General features: G+C 56.9%; 12 protein-coding genes and 3 tRNA genes. 7 read left to right on the plus strand and 8 right to left on the minus strand.

Going from position 1 to position 22,469, the window contains the following annotated elements:
• Window positions 1-397: 397 nt before the first annotated feature.
• From M4951_RS12885 to M4951_RS12895, 3 genes are all read left to right on the plus strand, one after another.
• Window positions 398-468 (plus strand) — tRNA-Gly (locus tag M4951_RS12885).
• Between the two features lie 22 nt (window positions 469-490).
• Window positions 491-565: transfer RNA gene (locus M4951_RS12890), tRNA-Asn, on the plus strand.
• A gap of 183 nt (window positions 566-748) precedes the next feature.
• A tRNA-Leu gene (locus M4951_RS12895) sits at window positions 749-822 on the plus strand.
• Here M4951_RS12895 and M4951_RS12900 read toward each other — a convergent pair.
• Window positions 820-2,157 (minus strand): GDSL-type esterase/lipase family protein, encoded by a 1,338-nt coding sequence (locus M4951_RS12900; protein WP_262026886.1) that lies wholly within the window; start codon window positions 2,155-2,157, stop codon window positions 820-822. The genes M4951_RS12895 and M4951_RS12900 overlap by 3 nt on opposite strands.
• A 370-nt stretch (window positions 2,158-2,527) precedes the next feature.
• Here M4951_RS12900 and M4951_RS12905 point away from each other — a divergent pair, with 370 nt between their 5' ends.
• Entirely contained in the window at window positions 2,528-3,919 is a 1,392-nt protein-coding gene (locus M4951_RS12905; protein ID WP_262026887.1) for an RtcB family protein, read from the plus strand.
• A gap of 43 nt (window positions 3,920-3,962) precedes the next feature.
• Here the strand turns inward: M4951_RS12905 and M4951_RS12910 are convergent, their stop codons facing one another.
• The 6 genes from M4951_RS12910 to M4951_RS12935 form a co-directional block, all read right to left on the minus strand.
• Window positions 3,963-5,060, minus strand: a complete 1,098-nt coding sequence (locus tag M4951_RS12910; RefSeq protein ID WP_262026888.1) for a ThuA domain-containing protein — start codon at window positions 5,058-5,060, stop codon at window positions 3,963-3,965.
• Window positions 5,047-9,972 (minus strand): PVC-type heme-binding CxxCH protein, encoded by a 4,926-nt coding sequence (locus tag M4951_RS12915; RefSeq protein WP_262022065.1) that lies wholly within the window; start codon window positions 9,970-9,972, stop codon window positions 5,047-5,049. The genes M4951_RS12910 and M4951_RS12915 overlap by 14 nt, the downstream gene beginning before the upstream one ends.
• Window positions 9,973-10,264: 292 nt before the next feature.
• A complete protein-coding gene (locus M4951_RS12920; protein ID WP_262022066.1) occupies window positions 10,265-11,926 on the minus strand; it encodes a HEAT repeat domain-containing protein in 1,662 nt (553 codons plus the stop codon).
• Between the two features lie 33 nt (window positions 11,927-11,959).
• Window positions 11,960-12,607 (minus strand): hypothetical protein, encoded by a 648-nt coding sequence (locus tag M4951_RS12925; protein WP_262022067.1) that lies wholly within the window; start codon window positions 12,605-12,607, stop codon window positions 11,960-11,962.
• Between the two features lie 103 nt (window positions 12,608-12,710).
• Entirely contained in the window at window positions 12,711-14,309 is a 1,599-nt protein-coding gene (locus tag M4951_RS12930) for a protocadherin (RefSeq protein ID WP_262022068.1), read from the minus strand.
• Between the two features lie 34 nt (window positions 14,310-14,343).
• Window positions 14,344-15,276, minus strand: a complete 933-nt coding sequence (locus M4951_RS12935; protein ID WP_262022069.1) for a YybH family protein — start codon at window positions 15,274-15,276, stop codon at window positions 14,344-14,346.
• Between the two features lie 496 nt (window positions 15,277-15,772).
• On the opposite strand from M4951_RS12935, the gene M4951_RS12940 reads away from it, so the two are divergent.
• Complete coding sequence (locus M4951_RS12940; RefSeq protein ID WP_262022070.1) at window positions 15,773-16,246, plus strand: VOC family protein; 474 nt, start codon at window positions 15,773-15,775, stop codon at window positions 16,244-16,246.
• Between the two features lie 474 nt (window positions 16,247-16,720).
• Entirely contained in the window at window positions 16,721-20,008 is a 3,288-nt protein-coding gene (locus tag M4951_RS12945; protein WP_262022071.1) for a peroxidase family protein, read from the plus strand.
• Here the strand turns inward: M4951_RS12945 and M4951_RS12950 are convergent.
• The gene (locus M4951_RS12950; RefSeq protein WP_262022072.1) at window positions 20,005-20,442 is read right to left on the minus strand and encodes a sulfatase/phosphatase domain-containing protein; all 438 of its coding nucleotides are present in this window, start codon (window positions 20,440-20,442) and stop codon (window positions 20,005-20,007) included. The genes M4951_RS12945 and M4951_RS12950 overlap by 4 nt on opposite strands.
• Window positions 20,443-20,700: 258 nt before the next feature.
• Between M4951_RS12950 and M4951_RS12955 the strand changes: the two genes are divergently transcribed.
• On the plus strand, window positions 20,701-22,425 hold the full coding sequence (locus M4951_RS12955; protein WP_262022073.1) for a chloride channel protein: 1,725 nt from the start codon (window positions 20,701-20,703) through the stop codon (window positions 22,423-22,425).
• Window positions 22,426-22,469: the final 44 nt, after the last annotated feature.

The following is a 22,469-nucleotide window of genomic DNA, read 5'->3' on the forward strand; positions in this document are numbered from 1 at the left end:
GTCAGTCGCTGTGCTTCTTCTCCTTTCTGAAAAATATGCGAACCATCTCGCGGGTTCGTCGTCTAACTTTCAGGCAACACGACGCCTAACACTCGATGAACAAAGCAAAACCATGATTTTAAAACAATCCAATCAACCATTCGAAAGCGGCCGAAAACTCCAACGGCTCGCCGAACCGGAAGTCAATATTCGGTTAGCGATCTCGCTGCGTTTGTGACCCAGGCAAGATCGCCTGAACCCTATTTCAAGGGCTGACGTCACCAGCGACGTCAGCCCTTTTTTGTCGCGCTGGCGAAACATTTTGGCTCGTTGGACTTCGGGTGAGGTCGGCGGTTTTTCACGCCGCAGAGGCTGGGTTCGACTCCGACCCGCTGCTCACCATTTTCAATTCAGCAATGCGCCCATGATGTAGCGGCAGCCTACTGCCTTGCCATGGCGGAAGTGTGGGTTCGACTCCCACTGGGCGCTCTGACAACGTGACGACAATTTTTGCGGTGGGTCCTGTGTTGGTACGGGAGGGCGACTGTTAATCGCTTTGTCGCAGGTTCGATCCCTGCCTCCGCAGCTGGAGAAATGCGGTTGACTACTTCGAGCTTTCTCAAAATTGCCGAGCGATTTTGCCTCACTTGCGCATTTCGAGGTTGCTCTGTTTGAAATCGCAGGCGCCTATTCTTCTTCGTAGCCAGCCAGATTTTTCAAATAGCGTCCTCAAACCTTGCGCTGGCGGGCACGAAGAGGAAAAAAACAGGGCTCGGTAGGCAACTGACAGACCATCTTGGCTTAGAACCAGGAATGCTGTGGGTTCGAATCCCACCCGAGCTACTGCAACTCTTTTAACCGAATCCGGCGATACTCCATTTGCCCGCGATCTCCTTCCAGGCCGATGCCGCCGGTTGCCGGAACCTTCAGCGCTTCTTCCAACAGTTCGCCGTTACAAGTGCAGTGGGCGGTGTTGTCTTTGACCGTGACGACCAGTTCGTTCCAATCTTGCGGCTTGTAGTTCTTTAGTTCGGTGTAGGGACCAGCCAGCACATAGTCGCGGCATTGCAGCTGCGGTTGACGGATGAAGACGCCGCTGTCGGCGTTGGGAGTGGCGCGAAACTCCAGTTTCAAAACAAAGTCTTGTGCGAATTCTTGTGTAGTCCAAAGCTGTTGTATGCGACGTCCTTCGGCCGGAGTCGTCACAACCAAGCGTCCATTGACCGCAACGTAGCGACCGTCATCGCTGGAGGTCTTACCGTCGAACGTGATGGTCTGCGGAACTTCGGGACGAGAAATGCCGCCCGGCTTTCCTTTTCGCGGCGGCGTCGCATGAAATTGCCAGCCGGTCAGATCTTTGCCGTTGAACAGGCTGACGAAGCCTGGCTCATTTTCAAAATCGTCCTGTTCGGTTTCGAGATAGCCTAGCGTCGCAAAGATCGGTCGCAAAGTCGCAGCCCACATTGCATAACCGGCTTGGTTGGGGTGAAGCAGATCGGGAAACTCCTCCGCTTTGGCGTCACCCTTTTCGTCTGCGAAAAGGGTCCAAGTATCGAGTACGGTGATTTGCGGATCGCCGTGAACCACTTTTTCGTACAGCTGGTTCACCTGTTTGATTTTGTCGGCCGGGCGATTCTTCTTTTCAGAACTGGGGAAGACTTTGCAGACGATAATCGGCATCTCGGCGTTATGCTTCTTCAGCGCCGCAATGATTAGCTCGAAATTGGCGGCGATCGTTTCTGGCTCAGCATGTTCGTCCAGATCGTTGGTTCCCATCAGCATGACGACGGCACGCGGATGAAGTGCGAGAACATCTTCCTGCAGGCGAATTAACATCCCTCGGGTCGTATCGCCGCTGATCCCGCGATTGGCGACCTTCATATCGCCAAAATTGCCCCCCATATTGTCGCCCCAACCTTGGGTGATCGAGTCACCGAGAAAGACGACGGCGCCTTGATCGGCGGCGACTTGCTGGGACCAACCGCTCCGTTTCGCTTGCCACAGATTGCGGAACCAGTCATAGCGACGAATCGGTCCCGTCCCAGGCAATTCTTCGTCGGTCTCCGGTATTGTGAACTTCGCGTCGGCGTCCGCAGTTTTTTGCGCCGTCAACGGCAGAGTCATCGACAAGACAAGTGAAGCGGCGATCAGCGCGCGGCAGGAGTTTCTGAAGGTCATCGTGGGTTCCGTCACAATCCGAGGTCAGCAATGAGTAAGGGATAAGAGATCCATTGTAAGCGGCGAAAAAGCGGGATGCACTACGGAGAGAAACAGCGAGCAAGGTGATTCGTCGGCATGACCAAGGGCTTTTGAATCGTATCCGTTGACAAAACGCACGGAATCGTACGCGATTACCGCAGTCGCCACCGAAGGAAATTGAAGCTTCTTCATCAAAATGCCCCATCTCTTCCCTCTTCGACCGATTCGTTCAATAACGAACCAGGCAGGCGCTATTCGGGTCTTAGTCTGTTACAAATGGATTCGCCGTACCTGCGGCGACCTTTTCCGAATCTTTTCTCATCAAAATTGAGAACCTGGCGATCATTCCATGAACGGACGACAGCTGCAAAAATTAGGCGTGCCGGAAGAATGCGTACGGGAAGCGATCACGGCGATCCAGTTCGCGATTGCTTCGCGAACGACCGACAGCAAGCAGATCAAACCAAAAATCAAAGAGATTTTGGACGCTCCAGAAGCGTATCGAGCGGACGAATATTTCGCCAAGTTTGCGCAAGCGATCATCGACGATCGCAACTTTGTGCGGGCCGAGCCGGTCGCGTACGAAACATGGGGAAAGTCGGGGATCGACCAAGAGTCACACTTCCAAATGCGGCAAGCTTGCAGCGTGCCGGTGGCGGTCGCCGGCGCATTGATGCCGGATGCGCATGTCGGTTATGGGCTGCCGATTGGCGGCGTGTTGGCGTGTGAAAACGCGGTGATTCCGTACGCGGTGGGTGTGGACATCGCGTGCCGGATGAAGCTCTCGGTTCTGGATATCGGCGCCGACTCGATCGATTCTCAGTTCAATCGCTTTAAAGAGGCGCTGGAAGGGGGAACCCGGTTTGGCGTAGGAAAGGAGTATCAAAAGCCGCAGGCACACGCGGTAATGGACGCCGACTGGTCAATCACGCGGATCACGCGAGAAAAGAAGGATCGCGCGTGGAAGCAATTGGGAACGTCTGGTTCGGGCAACCATTTTGTCGAGTTCGGCGTGCTGACGCTGACCGAGCGCGATGAAGAATTGAACCTGGAAGCTGGTCAGTACGTGGCGCTGCTTAGCCATAGCGGAAGTCGCGGCGCTGGCGCAGCAGTTTGTTCGACGTACAGCGCGATTGCGCAAGCGGCGTTGCCGAAGAAGTACGAAGATCTCGGCCGTTTGGCCTGGCTCGACCTCGATAGCGAAGCGGGTCAAGAGTACTGGGCGGCGATGAATTTGATGGGGGACTACGCCGCGGCCAACCACGACGTGATCCACCGTCAGGTATCGAAGCTTTTGGGATCTCAGATTATCGCGGGAGTTGAGAATCACCACAACTTTGCTTGGAAAGAAACGCATGGCGGTAAGGAAGTGATCGTGCATCGCAAAGGAGCGACTCCGGCCGCGGCAGGCGAGTTGGGTGTGATTCCTGGCTCGATGGCCGATCCAGCGTTTGTGGTCCGCGGCAAAGGAAACGCGGCGTCGCTCGGTTCGGCTTCACACGGCGCCGGTCGACAAATGTCGCGCACCAAGGCGCGCGATAAGTTCAGCTGGAATGCGGTGAAGAACGACCTCGAGAAGAAAGGGGTTCGCGTTTTGTCGGCAGGCGCAGACGAAGTGCCTGGCGCTTATAAAGACATCCGCCAGGTGATGAACGAGCAGGCCGACCTGGTCGACATCGTCGCACGCTTCGATCCACGGATCGTCAAAATGTGCGACGACGGCAGCAAAGCGGAAGATTGACGAACCACCGACGAGAGCCTCCGTCCGCTGGACGCGCTCTCGTCTATTTTTGTGCGGACGCATGATCAGGCAGGATCGGCGAATCCCAGCCAGATAGTTCAGCCGGTTTTACTCCTTTGCGATGCCCGCCAAAGCGAAAGGTGACCGGTTGGTAAGGACCGACAAAAGCGATGTCGAGATCGGGCGTGATCTTCGCTTCCAGGCCGATCGTCCAGAGGCAAGCGTTGACCATCATCCGGCGGAAGTCGTCATCCAGGATGTCTTCAGACGCGCCATTGGTCGTCGTGAAGACGCGTCCGACGGCGCCATCTTTTCCGGTATAGCTGCGAACCCAAACGCCGGGACAAGGTTTTTTACCTTCCGCTGGCTCCGCGTCGGGAGACATCGTGCTGAGCGGTTGGGCCATCGCTAACACTTGGCTATCGGCCATCGGCTCGGTCCAGTAGCCGCCTGATTGCGCCCATGGTTTCTCAACGCCGCGGAGGATCGGATGGTCTTTTTCGGCAGGAACGATGTCGAGTCGCGTGCACATCTTATGATTCGTGCCGTAATGACCGGCCCAAGTTTCACCCAAGACCTGGCGACCGAATCCCTTTTCGTATTCTTTGCCGCGATAGCCGGTGTCGAAGCGTGCGAATGGGGATTTGCCGGGGATCTTAAAAGAGTGGGTCGCGGTTCGCATGCCGACGACCGGGCCGCCGCGTTCCAAGTAATCGACGATCGGCTGCATCTGCTCGGTCGGAAAGTTCTGGAAGCGGAGGAAGATGACCATTAGGTCGGCTGTCTCCAACGCTTCGGTGCCTGGCATGTAGCTAGAGCCGGGCAAGATGTCGCCGGTCTTCGGATCGAGCGAAAACAGAACGGTGCATTTGAAGCCGTGACGCTTCGCCAAGATGCGAGCCAGCGCCGGCAACGACTCTTCCGACCGATACTCATGATCGCCGGCGAGAAACACGATGTGCTTCCCTTGGCCGACCCCGGAGTCACCTTCGTAGACCAGCGGTTCGGCCAGAGCAAGGGTTGGCGCCGCCAACAGACTGAAGAGAAAAATCAAACCGATGCGACGCATGGGATACCAACCGAGGTAACAAAGGGAAGTGATAAAGATCGACGCTGTTCGATCAGGACTATTTTTTGTCATAGATCTTGTGCTGGGGATCGCCGCCGGCCAGCACAAACGCCGCCAGGTCATAAATCTCGGCTTCCGTCAGCCAATTCATCAAGCCGTTGGGCATGATCGTTGTGTTGGTCTTGGCCTGATCGTCGATATCTTCCTTCTTGATGATCGTCGGTTTGTCAGGGCTGAGCGGATCGGTCAGCAAATGGATTTCATCAGGCTTATCAAGGATCACCATGCCGGAGATCGCTTTGCCGTCGATCGTCAGGATCGATTGCATCCGATATTTTTGATCAATTTGCTTCGAAGGATCCAAGATCGACTCGAGAACATGATCGGCCGTCTGTCGCTTTACATCCAGCTTCGACAAATCGGGACCAAAGTTTCCTCCCTTGCCGTTCAACTGGTGACATTGAGCACAGCCCAGGCGACCAAAATAGATCTGACCCGTCTCGAACGAACGTTTACCGGTCTCAACCTGATCGGTTTTGAGTTGATCGAAGGTCCAGTTTTTAACAAACTTGGGGGTCCATTGATCGCCGGAAGGATTCGCTACGATCGCCGCGCTTCCATCTTCCAGCGGATACTTGGCCAACAAGTCGTTGGCGAACCAGAAGGTCTCATCGCCACGATCCACGGCGCGAATCTTCGCGACTTGTTTCGCTTCAATCGGCTTCGCACGGTTCGACCACGAATTGCGGACGAAGGTGAGAACCGCCGCGATTTCTTCGTCGTTCAGCAACTGGCGAAAACCGGTCATCGGCGGCAAGGGGGGAGAACTGTAGCGTTTCCCTTTCACTTCGATCGTGCCGTGCATCCCGTCCAGGGCCATGCTGATCAAACGATCTTCGGAACCGGTCGCCCAAATGCTGCCATCCAGCGGCGGATAGAGATTCGGCATCCCCTGGCCGTGCACTTGGTGACAAGTGGCGCAGTGACTTTCGCGGGTATAGACTTCTTTGCCCAGGGCCAAAAGCTGGGGATCAACTTTGACTGGAATGCTGTTACGCAGTTCGCGAAGCGTCGCGGCGTACTTCTCTTGATCGGACGACAAGCTGCGCGCGAGCGCTTCTCCCAAACCCAATTGGCGCGAGTATCGGTCGGTTTGGCGCTCGACCGGACTCGCCGTCGCGGCGAGATCAATCAGCGTCGTCAGCACCTGGCGGCGGTGTTGCGGAGTCAAACGGTCGATGACAGGTCGCGAAGGCAAGCTGGCCAACGCGTCGAGCCCAGCGGCGGCGATCGACTCGATCGCAATCAGCTTGGTGAAGTCATCCACCTTCTCATCCTGATGACCGGGCCAAGCCGAAATCGTTTCGATCGCGGCCAGACGCAAGTCGGTTTGACCAGCAGGGCGAAGCATCGACGCCGGGATCGGTTGTTTTTTGATCCCAGGCCCTTCCCAGGAGATCTGCAGGCCGTCATCACCGCTGTTATCAAAGTAGGTGACGACGATTTCGTGCAGACCAGCCGACAGATTCAGCGCCCCCCCTTTTTCATTCATGCCATGCAAACCGTCATGATCGACCAGCAGGATTCCGTCGATGTAGATTCGCGAACCATCGTCCGACTTGGTGTAGAACGTGTACTCACCGGCCGACGGAATATCGATCGCCGCGGTTTGACGCGTCGCGAACGCATCTTTACGTCCTTTCGGCACGTACTTTTGGAAATTCTCCATTCGGCCGACCAAGGTTGGTTTGACCGCGTCCAGGGTTTCCATCGCGACGTTTTTCGCCGGATGAGGTTCGTAATATTCAAAGGCGACGGCAAGTGCGTCCCCCGAGGTATCTTCCGTATTCGGCTGCAGATGTGCCGGCAGCGCGAACATCAGCGGCCGGATCTGGGCGTACAAAGGGGATGCGTTGGCCGATTTGCTAACTCGCTTGGCGGCTGTCAGAATGTCGGCCAGCTTCTCCCGCGACTGCGACGCTTCTCGCCAGGCGGCCTCCGCCGCACCCGACTGGATCGAGCCTTGATAGGCGGCCGCGCGCACCGGCGAGGTCGCAGCGGTCGAAGCGAGTTCGGCCAACAGGCCCTGCGATGCGGCCAGGTTTGCTTGCGACGCTCCCGCTAACAACCTGATCAAGTCGTTCAAACTCGCCAGCTTTTCTTGCTCGGCCTTGGTAATCCAAAAGATCAACTCCGCCGTTTGGTTGCGGCCTGCTTTTTGACCGAGAACCGACAACGCTTCTTGGCGATCAGCGCTCGGAACGCCAGCGCGGCTCAAAATCGCTTTGTACACCTCAGGCGTTCGATCCAGCTTCAACAACAGATTGGTGCTCGCCTTTTGCAACGCGTAAGCGGTCGCGGCTGGCGAAAGCTTGCGCCCGGAGGCGATCGCCTCGGTGATCATCGCGTCGACATCGATCTGGCTGCGAGCATAGGCCAGCACTGCGTCCAATTCGGGATCGGTCGGCTGCGAAGCGGCGACAAAGATCACCTCTGCGGCGGCTGCCCCTTCAAAATTGACGGCCGACTTAATCGCTTCAGCGCGAACCAGCGGAGCGCTGTCATGGGCGGCTTGCAACAGCAGCGGCTCCCAGTTTTCTACGGCGCCGGCCCAATGACCGAGCGAACGAATCGCGGCGGCGCGCACGCGCGGCTCTTTCGCCGCAAGCACGGCGGCGACCAGATCGCGATTGGGGAGACGATGTTCCTCATGAACCCAGATGCACTCGAGCATCGCCTGGGCGTCATCCGGTTTGCTTGCATCCTTGTCGGCGACCCATACGGCGATCGCTTGAACGACTTCGTCCGAATCGCGACCGCTGAGTTCGATGCGAGCACGGTATCGAGTCGATTTTTCTTGTGCGTAGAAAGCGTCCAGCACTTTGGACAGCGGTTTATCCTTCAACTTTACCGGCGTGACGAGCGGGCGATCTTTGGCGGTGACGCGAACAATCCGGCCATGCTGATGATCCCGATTGGGATCACGCATGTTGTGCTGCATGTGGCCAATCAGCGCGTTCGCCCAGTCGGCGACATACAACGCACCATCCGACCCGATTTCGACATCCGAAGGACGGAAGTTGGGATCGGACGAAACCAGGATCGGTTCGATCTCTTCCGCCGTAATGTCAGCGCCGTTGTACTTTACTTCGTGCTGCAAGACGCCGAGGAAGCCGATGCAATTGCAGATCAAAAAGTTGTCTTGGAACTCCTCGGGAAAATGGCTGCTCGAAATGATCCCGGTCGCGGCGACCGGACGGACCCGCTTTTTGAACCATTGTTTGTTGCCGCGTCCTTTGCCGATGTTGACGTACGAACCGGTGCCGCTGGTGCCGTCGTTGGCGAACTGATAGCCCCATTGGTCAAAAACATCGCCGTGCGGATTCGGGCCGATGGGGTAGTGGAACTCCATCTCAAAAGTACGTGGATTGAAACGATGCACGCCGGATTGCGTCGAGCGATAGGTCTGCGTCGGAGTTTCCATCGTGGCGACATTGAAGATGCCTCGCGACCAATAGATCCAACCATCTGGGCCCAACGCCATCGCGTTGGCCGAGTGATGCGAGTCAGCGCTGGAAAGCCCTTGCAGCATGCGAATTTTGACGTCCGCTTTGTCATCCCCATCGGTATCCTTCAGGAACCAAAGTTCCGGCAACGCGGCGACGATCATTCCCCCGCCCCAGAATTCAAATCCAGTCACGCTATTCAACCCGTCGGCGAAGATCACGCAACGGTCGGCGACGCCGTCGCCGTCATCGTCCGGCAGGCAAACGATGCGATCATGCCGCGGCTCCACCGGATTCCAGTGGGGATAGCTGGGCCAGACCGATGCGAACAGGCGCCCATTGGGATCGACCGCCAATTGCACGGGATTGATCAATTCAGGAAACATCGCTTCCGAAGCGAAGATGTTGGCTTGCAATCCTTTCGCCAAGGTCAGTTTTTCCAAACCGGCTTCCGGCGAAAGGTACGAAAAGCGGCCGTCGTCCAGATCGCCTTCTCGGTTCGGTTTGACCGTCAACTCTTCCGGCAGATTATCATCTTTGACTTCCAGCGCTTCGCCGCGGGCCGCCGCCCAGACCACCTTGTCGCGATTGGCGGTCATGACGTCAAAGATCTCCATCTCACGCAGCATGACGTCGGCGTTCGATTGTCCAAACCAGGCGAGCTTCGATCGGCCGCCGAAAACGTTGTAACCATCCACCACGCGATAGCGGCTGAACCAATAGTAATTTTTTTCCAGGACCGCTTCGCGTAGTTTTTGGACGAGAGCCGAATCGGCGCTGGGCGCCGGCTTATTGAACAGCTGTTGGGTGATGTCTGCGGCGATCGCCTGATCGCCGTGATCGAGCAAATGAATCCCGTTCATGGTCAGCGGCTGCTCGGCGGCGGCGTACATCGCTTGCGACGGCGTAAAGAGATCGACGAAAAGCAGGTCTTTCTCGGCGCACGCTTCACGCATCGCTGCGGTGTAGAGCTTCAAGTTGACGTTGTTTTTCGAGCCGTCTGGCAGATGACGGTTGTAGAGGTTTTCGTGAGCAATCGGCGAAAAGAGAACGATCTGGGGAGCGCTGGTACCGTTGTATTTCTGGCTCCGCATTCCGTCGATCGTCTCGAGCAGATCCTGTTTGAATGAGGCCAGTTTCGCTGGACCATGCAGCGCCTCGTTGTAGCCGAAGAAGCCGAAGACGACGTCGGTCTCGTTCTTGGCCAACCATTGGTCCGGGCTGCCGAAATTGTCTTCACGCGGCCGCAGTTTTAGTTCGTCGCCGGGGACGGCCAGATTGCGGAACGTGAGATTCAATTCGGGGTGGAGCGCGTGAATGTACGTTTCCAACCAGCCGTGATGCTGCATCCGATCGGCCGTCGTGTTGCCGATGATCGAGATGTGATCTCCCTGCTTCAGGTCAAGCGTCTGGGCGCTCGTCACTACGGCGGGAAGGAGAAACAAACACGCCGACAGAGAAAGCAGGGCGCTTCGCATAGAATCGATTCTCAACGTGGCAGGATCTAAGATAGGTCGCAGCACTTGCTACGTAAGGTAGGGGATTGTGGCCAATCTTAACCTTCCCTACTAGCATTTTCCAGTCGCGGATAAGGTTTCTGGGGGCGTTGTGATCGATTACTGGGGCGAATGCGGCCGTACATCGCAACTTCTAATGACTTGTTGGTTTCTTGCTACGATCGTGCGAGCAGCACGCAAAAAAAGCCGCCAACCCAATTCGGGTTGGCGGCTTCAGAAATTTCAACCGACGGTAGTCACGAAGACGTTTCGACTATTTGTCTTGACCGATTGCTTCCAACGCTTGGGCGGCGGAGTCACGCACGGCTTGGTCTTGATCCTTCAACAGGGCCTGCAGCGCGGGGACCGCTGGTTGGGCGGCTGAACCAAGTTGGCCCAACAGCTCGGCGGCTCCTTTACGCGAGACGGGATGCTCGGCTTTGCAGGCGGCCGTCAGTTCCGGCAATACTTTCGCCGCGGTCTCGTCGGACTTGCCGCTGATCTTCATCTCAGACCAGGCGCACAAGACGCGGAGAGAAATGTCGTCGCTGCTCGACATCATTTTCAGCAACGCAGGCTCCGCTGCGGCGGCGGCCGGTCCCATTTTTCCTAGGGAAAGGGCCGCATCATGCGGCGTGGCGCCTTCGCCCTCTTGCAAGGCCTTGATGAGTCGCGTCACGCTCCCTTTGGCGGCCGCCGGGCCAATTCCACCCAGCGCCAAAATCGCCACGTTCGCGGTCCGCGGATTCTCATCGTCAATCAATGCGACCAGGTCGGGAACCGCCGGAGCGGCGCCTTCGCCCATGTCGCCGAGAATCGCAGCAACCGACTGTTGCAGTTCGTTGTTCTTCAACGCCGCCGTCAAATGTGGGATCGCCGGGGGGCCAAGACTGGCGAGCACTTCGATCGCTTCGCCCAGGATCGCGGGTTTGGCGCCGGGTAACGATTTGTGCAATTCAGCAATGACCAATTCAGGCTTGGCCTGCAATGCGATCAACGCTTTCGCAGCGGTCGAGCGAACCCAGGGATCCTCGTTAGCGAGCGCGTTGGCGAGTCGCGTAACGACCTGCTTTTGCATCTCCTGGTTATCGGGATTGGCTCGCGCCAACGCCCATTCGCTAACCAGGCTCAAGACCGGATCTTTGCCGCCCACGTTGGCCAGGATCTTCGCCTGATCATCCGCTGGAATTTTGGCGATCCGCCCTAACGCGAAAGTCGCAGCGAGGCGGAGATATTCTTCGTCCAAGCATTTGGCGATCGCGGGAATCGACGACTCGGCCGCGTCGGGCATGCCGGCCAGCGCCAGAATCGCTTCGCGGCGCGTTTCGATCGGTGCGTCCGCCAGCAGCGCGGTCAGCGCCGGAGCGGCGTCACCGGCTTCCGGCCCCATGTCTCGCAAAATCAAACAGGCCCAGAAGGCTGATTTCTCATTTTTCAACGCTTCCGTCAATCCGGGCACCGCCGGCTTGCCGGCGACGGCGATGGCTTGCATCACTCGAAGACGAACGGCGTCATCCGAACCGCCCAGGAGTTTGACGAACAGGCCGATCACTTTTTGGCGATCGGGATGCGTCGCCGGGATCGCGCCAATCGCCTGGCGACGGACCAAGGGATCAGGATCGCCGACCAGTTTCACCAAGGTATCGACGGCAGGCGCCGCAGCGGGACCAATTTTGCCGAGCGCGTGAGCGGCATGGGCTCGAACGGCGGCCGAAGGTGATTTCAGCTTTTCGATCAGCGGCTCGACAGCGGCGGCGCCTTTGTCGCCGAGCGCGCCCAAATGATCAATCGCTTTCATCAGTACGAGCTCGTCGGTGGACGAGAGAGCCTCGATCGATTGTTCCGTGGTCGGAGCGTCGGCCAAAGCCGAACCAGAAAAAGCAAGCGCTGCAGCAAAAGCCGTCGACGCCAGAAATCGCGGAATATTAAAGTTCATGATTTGTCTATCTCAGGTGTGGGCGTCGGGGAATTACTGCAAGTCGACCTGGCAAGTCGCATAAAGCAAGCTCTTCAGAAAAGTGCTCGCTTGAACGTATTGCTGCGGCGGGACCTTTTTAATGCCCCCCTTCAGTTTGGCGTTCATTTCGTCCGCCGTCTGGATGAACGTGTTCACATCCTGATAGCCAAGTCCGCCGTGGGTCGCTTTCTTTTCAAGCAACGTGCTCAACTCTTCTCGCTCGGATTCGAAGGAAGGATATTGCAGCAACGTCGGCCATTGGACTTCGCCGCTCACCGCATTGACTTGATCGGGGGCAAGCGGTTTAGGAGCACTGGAACGCGCGAGATAGACCAATTGTTCTTCGGTCGGTCGCGGGTTCTTCTTGGCTACGTAGGCGTCGCGCGTCTCACGCATTTGGAAGTAGGTGTCCGCGTACTGCTGATGGTTCGCAATCTCGTTGCTTTGCGCTTGGGTCGCATAGACGGCGGCTTGCGACGTTTGCAAATTGTACGAACCGCGGGCGCTGGTCAAATTCGCCATGCCGTTGAGCGCGCCTTGTTCGGCCGTTGCGGTATTGGTATAGCTGCCGTAATACGGCGGACCACCGGGATACCCAGGTTGTGCCGACGCGGTTCCGGCGAGCAACAGGAAAGGAATCGAAAACAAAATCAGTTTCATCGTGGGAACTCTCAGAGATTGAGAAAGTTAAGTGTGCTAGTAACGCGAAACGGCGTTCTCGATTGAGATCGCCGAAACGCTATCCAATGGCAGCGAAACTTCGCTACTCGCTCAACGGGTCCGAATCGGAGTTGGAATCCGAGTCGGCGCCAGAGTCATCAGGGTTCTTCAGCCGCACGAGCAGCCATTGTTCGGTCTTCTCGGTTCCAAAGTGAATGAGGGCGGGAGCTTCGTCTTTGGTCAAGTTGTAAAGCCCCGTTTCAATCACGTTGGTCGTATTGTCACCAACCGTAAAAGCGACGCGTTGCGTCTTCTTATCCGCTGATCCTTGAATCACCTGCGTCTTGTCGGTCTTCGTATCGGTGTAGTTACCCCGAATGATTCCCTGCTTGTTGATCGCCAGTTGGATCGTCACGTCCGAAGTCGTTTCGCCTGTCTTGGTCAAAGCGAACACGCCGAGCGGCAGCCAGTCGCCCTCTTTCGACGCCGAAGCGTCAGCCCCATCCGTCGCCAACGTACTGGCCTGATCGTAATACTCCTGCGGAGTTCCGGCGTTTTGGCCGTTCACGTAGACGCCGTCATCTTGGTAAACGACCGTGTTGCCATAGTCATAGTAAACGGGCGCGACCGGATAGTAACCCATCCAGCTGTCGAGCGAGTTCCAGGTCGCGGCTCGCCAGCAATAGCCGGCCGTCCATCCGGCTGCGAACCAGGCGCCAGGATGATTCGTGTACCAACCGTGACCATAGACGCCCCAGTGATTGAAGTTGCCGCGCACCGCGACGGCACAGTTGTATCGTCCCGAAGGAGAAACTCGAGCGAATCCCGCTGCGGCGCCGCCATGCGGACCCACCACCGCTCCGCGAGCGGCTGCGCCTCCATTGGGGCCGCGAATCGCTCCGCCTGCAGCGCCGCCGCCATTAGGACCGCGACCGATGGCTTGTCCGCCAGCGGCTCCGCCGGCGCCTTCAAATCCGCGGCCCGCCACAGCGCCGCCGTTGGGGCCAACCGCCGCTCCGCGTCCAACCGTATTATCCCGTGGTCCCGTGACGGTTGTTCCTGCAGCAGCGCCGCCGCGAGGCCCATCAATCGAACCGTGATTCACATCGAAATTGTTGCCGTCCCAGCTGTTGTGGTTGACGTTCGTGCCCAGGTTATGCAGCCCTTCGTCCGAAGGCAGCCCCAAAAAGTTGTTCAATTGTCCGCGGCTAGGTGCTTTGCCGTTCAGGCCGCCAAAGTTGCCGGCGCCACGATCCAAACCGGCGCCGCCGAGTCCGCCAAAGTTACCAGCGCCGCGATTCAAACCGCCGGCGCCGCCGAGTCCGCCTGCACCTAGTCCACCGAAGTTGCCCGCGCCGCGATCGAGTCCGCCTGCGCCGCCAAGTCCGCCAAAGTTCCCGGCCCCACCGCCGAGACCACCGGCGCCGCGATCGAGTCCACCGCCGCCGAGTCCGCCGAAGTTACCACCTCCGCCGAGGCCACCGGCGCCGCGGTTAAAACCGCCGCCGCCTCCAAATCCACCAGCGCCTCCTCCGAACCCGCCGCCCCCCATGCCGCCGCGAGCACCTCCGCTGAAACCTCCTCCACCGCCAAATCCTCCTCGGCCGCCGCCGCCAAAGCCGCCGCGAGCCCAGCACTGCGAGTAGGAAATTGCAAGGATCAAACCGAACGTTACGGTCCAAGTGAGTCGTTGACGAATCATGGCATTCATCCGATAGGCGGTCGTGAGAGGAGAATTAGGGATTGGACGATTGGCGTTTGATTACGACTTCGTCCGTATCAGGCAACGCAGCGCCGCCAATCGATCGTTGCATCGACTGCCAGGTGTAGGCGTTGTCATCCAATTTAGTCAACGTGTTGACAGACATCGTAGGAACTCCGCTGCCGGTCACCCCATGCATCTTGGCCACAAAGCCATTTTCTTGGGGAGACCAGACGCCGATCGCATGTCCGCCGTCGGCGCTGAAGTTCCATGATTGAACATGGCCTTGGAGCGGATTCCAACCAATCAACTGAACGCCTGACGATTTCATCCCGCCAGGCGCGGTCGTCGTGTACGTACGTTCGACAAAGCTTTTATTCGAGACCCAGCGGCACTCGGATTCGATGCGAACGCCATATTCTTCCGCGGTCCATTTTCCGATCAACCATTCAAGATCGGCGACGTTCTGATGCGCTGTCGGCGTTTCGACCCAGCGATCTCGAACCGAAGCCATCAACCATTTTCCATCGACTTTTACATGGACTGCCGTATAGGTGCTGTAGCCGGGGGCGCCGGCCAACTTGGGGCCGACCAACGCTCGTCCTTCTTCCAGCGCCGCATCGTCACTCAGCAGACGAAGCGAATCGATCGTGATTTGAATCTTTGCATCGGGATGTTTGGCGAAAAGCTCGGCGTAGCCGGCTGCAATTTCTTTTCGTCCAGAAAAACTGCGCCCCGAGTCGTCGACATACTGACCATCGGTGGTCCAGAGCGCCGCGAGCGCCGCCGAATCGGCTTGATTGAAAGCCGTTTCAAACGAATTTGACTGCTTTCGAATGGCCGCCAGTTCGTTACTTTGATCGGTCGCAACGATCTGTTTGGCTGCGTCTTCAGCTCCATATACGGAGAACGGCGAAAGAAAGGCAACGAGCAAAGCGGCTCGAGCCGTCGCGTGCAAAATAGTCACCAGAATGCAATCCAATGAAAAGGGGGCGACGCGGCCGTGCGATTGGGTACCCGGTTTCCTTCCGGTAATTATGACGACGAGTTTAGTAAAGCATAGTTTGGCATCGCCGACAATTTTGCATATTACCGGCAAATTTGCCGGAAATTTGTTGAAACACAAATTTACCGAAGCAACTTGATTCAACTAGAAATTGTCGTTATTTGCGTTGGTAAATCGCTCTTAGTCCCAAATTCGTAATAATCTTCATCGAAATTACGCAACAAAGTCTTCTATTGCCGCCGGTTTTGGCCTTCCTATTCTAATTCGACGACTTTGCGCACGTCGAGACGTTACGACCGAATAGATCTCCAACGTATCTGGCCGAGAAAGGGATCTGCGGAAACCAAGTAGCCGCATCTCGAATTGGATCTCGCGAGTCGGTACGATTCAAGCGTTCACCTCGCATGAACTTGAAAGCGAGCGGGCAGACCCCATTTTGCGAAAGCAGATCATCCAAATGCCGAAACTACCAGCCGCACTGGGGACGGATGACGCTTCGCCTGGCGCGAAGTCGCTTTCGCCATTTCATCTAGCGGTTCAAGTGCATGATTTGGCGGAGGCGCGAAGATTCTACGGCGGGCTTTTAGGTTGCCAGGAAGGACGCAGCGCCGAGACGTGGGTAGATTTTGATTTCTTCGGACATCAATTTGTCTGTCATTGGAACAAGCAGCAAGCGAATGCTGCGATCGCTTACAACGAAGTCGACGGGCACGGCGTACCGGTTCCGCACTTCGGCGTCGTGCTTGATCTTGCCGCTTGGTCCGAACTAGCGGAGCGTTTGAAAACGCTTGAAATTGACTTTGTGATCGCCCCCTACATCCGCTTTGCCGGCGAGCCCGGTGAACAAGGGACCATGTTCTTTTTTGATCCTTCAGGTAACGCGGTCGAGATTAAAGGTTTCCGTGATTTGCGTTCGCTCTTCGCCAAGTAGACGATAGACAACCACGATCGCATGCGATCCGCCGCTTCGGCGAAAACCAGTCTGCGTTGCTCTTGGGGACGGTGATTGCCTCTCCATTGTTTGTCGATCACGGCGTGTCGCGACAACTTTGTGCTTGACCTCAAACAAAGAGGGCCGGCCGGCTCAGGCCGTTAAACTGGGGATGCTTGGTAAATTTTCTGTAGAAGTCTCGCCAAGCCCTTGCACGCCAAAGAGGGGGTTCATATCATCACGAGTGTTAGGTCCCCCCCCAATCCTACTTTTTGCCGCGGAAGCTGATCTGTTTCCAGCAGCGGTAATTTCTGCTGGCCGCGACGTATTTGCCTTGCTTGCGCTAGATCCAACCTTTGATTGCCCACTCTTGAGACGACTTGAAGGCGTAGTTGTATGCGAAGGTCACCCCGAGATCGATCACGATGGGAATCGACACCTACCTATCGATATGAAATGCTCGAACCGCGAACGATGTTCGCTGATCTAAGTTCCGTTTTAGGTTCCGATGCGACCGAGCTTGGTGAGCCTGGGGCCAGCACGTGGATTTCAGGACAACTACGCAACACAAATGAAGAGCCGCTGGCAGGCGTACCGGTCGAGATCGCTGGACGCACGGTCGTGACCGATGCGCAAGGATTCTTTCGGATTGAGTTGCCTTGGAGCGCGCTTCCGACCGATTCGTTTAGCATTCCGGTTCCGGCGGGCGATCCATATTTTGATCCTTACAATACCGGCACGGCGACCATCCCGATGCGCCGCGCTCGCTTTGATGCGACAACCGGCGATGAGCTTGGCGATCCGCTTCAGCACGCCAATCTGATCACAAGCTTTATTGACGCCAGCATGGTCTACGGCAGCGACGATGTTCGTGCCGCCGAATTGCGAACCGGCGTCGATGGCAAGCTGAAAACCAGCGACGGCGACCTGATGCCGGTCAACGATCTGGCGACGTTTCCGAATGGAATGCACGCCAACGATAACGAAGGACCCTATGATCCCTCGACTTTGTTTGTTGGCGGCGATGTGCGGGCGAACGAAAATGTGGCGCTGACTTCACTGCACACGTTGTTAGTGCGAGAACACAACCGCCTGGCGGATCAGATTAAAGCCGAGAACCCGACCTTCACGGATGAGCAAATCTATCAGCAAGCGCGGCGATTGGTGAACGGAATCGTGCAACATATCACCTACGACGAGTACCTGCCGATCCTGGTGGGCGGCGATGCGCTGCCAGCTTACAGCGGATACGACGAAACCGTCGATCCCGCCGAAAGCGCTTTGTTCGCCGCAGCCGCCTATCGCGTAGGTCATACGCAACTGTATACCGAAATTCTGCGCCTCGATGAGAACATGGTTTCGCTTCCCGGCGGATCGCTAGACTTGAAAAACGCCTTCTTCAATCCGCAAGCGATCTATGACGACGGCATCGAACCTTATCTGCGCGGGCTCTCGGTGAGCGTGTCGGAAGAGATTGACGCGTTCGTAATTGACGACGTGCGTAACTTTCTGTTTGGCCCGCCTGGATCTGGGGGGCTAGATTTAGCCGCGATCAATATCCAGCGCGGACGTGACTTGGGATTGCCCAGCTACAACCAGGCTCGACTCGATTTTGGCTTGTCCGCTGTTAGTTCCTTCAGTGAGATCTCTTCTGATCCCGCCGTCGCGGCGGCGCTGGAAGCGGCCTATGGTGACGTCGATCTGGTCGATATTTGGGTCGGTGGTATTGCAGAAGATCACGTCCCCGGCGCTCAAGTTGGCGTTCTGTTCCAGCAGATCATCGCAGACCAGTTCGCTAGAACCCGGGACGGCGATCGCTATTTTTATGAAAACGGTCAGTTTACCGCCGACGAAATGATGCTCATTCAAGGAACGACGCTCGCTTCGCTGATTGAGCGAAACACTCCGATCACCGGTTTGCCCGAGAACGTCTTTTTGGCGGGCTCGGCCGGCGCAGCGCCGGCGGCGCCCTATCGCCTGGCCGATGAAGTCTCAACCGACTACCGAGCAATCGATGGGCACGGAAACAATTTGATCGACCCCACGGCCGGCGCGGCGAACGACAATCTTGCGACCGATTTCACCGTTTCGTATGGAGATGGCTACTTTTCGCCGGCCGGCGCCGATCGCCCCAGCACGCGGGAGATCAGTAACAGGGTAATTGCTCAGTCGGCGTCGATACCGAGTGCGGCCGGAACCACCGGGTTCTTCGTCTTTTGGGGACAGCTGCTCGACCACGATCTGGGACTGTCTCCCGGCGGCGTCAGCAACGACCTCAATATCAACGGCGACGCCTATGTCGACTCGCTGACAAACGTCACCTATGAATTCGACTCTGGCAAAGTGAACCTTTTACTGGGACACGAAGCGTTCGCTGGCAACGAAAACGTCATCTTAGAGCCGATCTATTTGACGACCGCCGACACGGGATCGCAAAACGTCTTTGCCCATTTCCCCGGAAGAATTCAGTATCCGGGTCAAGCGAAGTCCTTCTCGATTTCGATTACGCCGGAGGATTTCGACCTGACGGCCGGCTCTATTTTGCTGGGTTGGAAGTTAAGCCCCGTAGCGGGCAGCTCACTCGATCCAGGAGCTATCCGCATTCTCAACTCCTTCGGCCTGCCCGTTCCGACGCGAATTTCCCTGCATGACTTACCGTCGGGCGACACCGAGAGCGTGGTTTTGGTCGATCTTCATCCTGGCGAATATCAGGTCTGGGTATCGGGTCAGAATTTGTCGACCGGTCAATTTATCCTCGAAGCCTTTTTGCCGGGAGATTCCTACGGCAGTCGATCGGTAGGAGTGCTTCAAGTCGTCTCCATTATGGAAAGGATCGCGGGCGCCGACCTCTTACCCGATTTCAACTTTTACCGGCCCGAATCCGACATCAACGTCGATGGTAAAATGACCGAAGACGATATGCAGCTGGCGTTGGATAATATTTTCACCGCTACGCGTCTCAATCCGATTTACCTGACGCTGCAGCTGGATCCGGCGTCGGATACCGGCATTCCCGGAGACGGCGTTACGTCTAACTCGATCGTCCATCTATCCGGAGTCGCGACGCCAGGATCGATCATCACGTTGGATGTCAACGGCGATGGAATTATCGATGGCCAGGTAGTCGCCGGCGAGTACGAAAACGGCGCCAACTATCGATACGACGCGCTGCTGACCGAAGGAACGCACGAGGTGATCGTGAAAGCGAAAGACTCGTTTGGTCAAACGATCACCCGGTCGCTGACGCTGACGCGAGATACGATTGCGCCTCATATAACTGCGACGGCGCCGACATCGAATGGACTGGTCGTGAGCGGAAACGCGAACGATTTTACCATCCAGATTCAACTGAACGAGTTCGCCCCGCTCGCTAACATCTTGACGGCGATGAGCATCACCGGCAATGTGACCGGATCCGTGTCGCCGCTGGGCGCTCGTTGGAACAGTTCGACGCGAACGTTGAGCTTCGAGATCAACGGCGCACTTCCTGATACGAACTATACGATCAGTTTCGCCAACACAGTGACGGATCTCGCCGGAAATGCGCTGACGCCTTTCAGTTTTTCGTTTCAAAGGACCGTCGTGCCGGGCTCACTGACGGCGATCTTATCCGCAGGAATCAGTTACCTGCAGATGGGAAACGGCTCGATCTACTTCAGTAGTCAAAACGCCGGCGCGATCCTCAGTCTGATCGCATTACTCGAAGGGGAATCGATCGATCAAACCGAAGTGGATCAGGCATTTGCCGAAGATTACGCCTAGTTGTTCCTTCGTTTGGCTTTCACGGTCCAGATATCGGATTGAGTGCGAGCCGATTCCAAGTAGTTGGCGAATTTTCGGACCAGTTCTGGTTGATCCGCCGCCACATTGTCAGCTTCGCTGATGTCTTGGCTGAGATCAAAGATTTCGAGCGGCTTATCGGCGGCGGTACGAACCGCTTTCCAATCACCGATGCGCGCCGCTTGCGAAAAGCCGCGTTCGTGAAACTCCCAATAGAGCGAAGGATGCTCCATCGTGCGGTTCTCGACCAGCGCCGGTAAGAAGGAAATCCCGTCGGTTTTTACCGTCAGCTTTTGCCCGGTAAGATCGGCCATTGTCGGCATCATGTCCCAGAATGACCAGACTTGTTCGCTTACCTGGCCTGCCGGAATGTGACCTGGCCAACGAGCGATGGGATCGATTCCGACCCGTTTCATTGTAAATCAGGCGACTTGATTGGTGAACCTTGTTCCAAAATGCTCGGCGGCGCGAGCCGATCGATTTTTCGCGTCATTTTCCTCTTGAAAACCAATTAATCGCTCTTTCCCCTATAACTGCGATATGCAGAGCAACTTCCAGATACAATCGGCGAGGCAATTGCCAGCGGGCGCCTGTGCCAGGCGTTTTCCCTGATTTTTACGGCTTATCATGACGAGTAGACCTTAGAGTATTCCGCCTCTCTTGGAGTTAAATGCGTGACCCCAACGCCGCAACGGCCTGTGAATCTGCTCGTCATGTGCTTTCTCTCGCTGGCAATCGGTACGATTGGCGGACTTGGCGCCTGGCTGTTTCGCCTGTTGATCGGCGTGCTGCACAATCTGTTTTTTCTGGGAGAGTGGAGTCTTTCGTACGACGCCAACGCGCACACCGCCGCGAATCCCTGGGGCGCCGGCATCATTCTCGTGCCGGTGATCGGCGCAATGATTGTCGCTTGGCTGGTGAAAACCTTTGCGCCGGAAGCCAAAGGGCACGGCGTACCCGAGGTGATCGACGCGATTCACTACAAGCGGGGGATCATCCGGCCGATTGTCGCCGTGATCAAATCGCTCGCGTCGGCGATCTGCATCGGCAGCGGCGGATCGGTCGGGCGAGAAGGTCCGATCATTCAAATCGGCAGCGCCTTTGGCGCGACGCTCGGCGAAATCATCAATGTCCCGGCTCGCCAACAAGTGACGCTGGTCGCTGCCGGCGCGGCGGCCGGAATCGCCGCGACCTTTAACGCCCCTTTGGGCGGCGTCGTTTTTGCAATCGAACTGTTGTTGATCTCAATCAATGTGCGGACGCTCTTGCCGGTGGCGCTGGCGACAATCACGGCAACCTATATCGGACGAGCGCTGTTGGGCGTTTACCCGGCCTTCAATATCGAGCCGCTGCAGGTCAATCAATTTGAATTGAATTCACCCTGGATGCTGCTGTTGTTGATCCCGTTCGGCGTTGTGATGGGCTTGGCGTCGGTCGCGTTCATCAAAGGGATCTACTGGACCGAGGATCAGTTTGAAAAAATGCCCGGCGGCGATCTGGTTCGCCACGCGTCGGGCATGTTGATCGCAGGCATTTTGTTCTATGTCATGTGGCGCTCGACCGGTCGCTACTATCTGGAAGGGATCGGGTACGCGTCGATCATGGACGTCTTGACCCGTGAATTGACGAACCCTGCATTTCTGCTGCTGCTATGCGTGCTCAAGTTGTTCGTCACTTTTTTAACGCTCGGCTCAGGCGGCTCAGGCGGCGTGTTTTCGCCGGCGCTCTTCATGGGAGCGACGCTGGGATCGGCGTTCGCGCATTTTGCGAACCAAACGCTGCCAGGCGTCGAAATCGATCCCGTCACCTTCGCGTTGGCCGGTATGGCCGCCGGCGTGGGAGCTTCGACCGGAGCGATGATCACGGCCGCCGTGATGTTGCAAGAAATGACCGACGATAACAATGTGATGATGCCGATCATCGTCACGACGATTGTCGCGTGTACGGTCCGCAAACTGCTTTGCCCGGCCAGCATCTACACGCTGAAATTGTTGCGCCGCGGGCGAATCGTGCCGGAAGGTCTGCAGGCCGCGCTCGATGACGCGCGCCATGTGGAAGACGTCATGGAAAAAAACTATCGCGTCGTTGCAGAGCATGCTCCCTTGGACCACTACAGCGGCGTAACCATTCAGGCGCAAGAGGGACAAGTGGTCCGAGTGTTCCATCCCTTCGGAGCCGGCGAGGTCAACTCACCGACTACGTCTGACAATCCCGAGACGTTCGTGCAACTGGGACCAAAGACCCCCTTGGTCGAAGCGATGCGCGAGATGCAACAGGCCGATGCGAGTTGCGCGGTGGTTTTCTCTCAGGCGGACTCGGATCGGGTCGACGACATCGCCGGCGTGATCACGTGGCGCGAGTTGGGGGTTTATCTCACGCGTTGGTCCGAGCTCCTCTGATGGAGCGTAAGCCGCGCCCCAACAGAAATTGGTAAAAGATCGCC

It is taken from the genome of Blastopirellula sp. J2-11 (genome assembly GCF_024584705.1).
Classification (GTDB): Bacteria; Planctomycetota; Planctomycetia; order Pirellulales; family Pirellulaceae; genus Blastopirellula.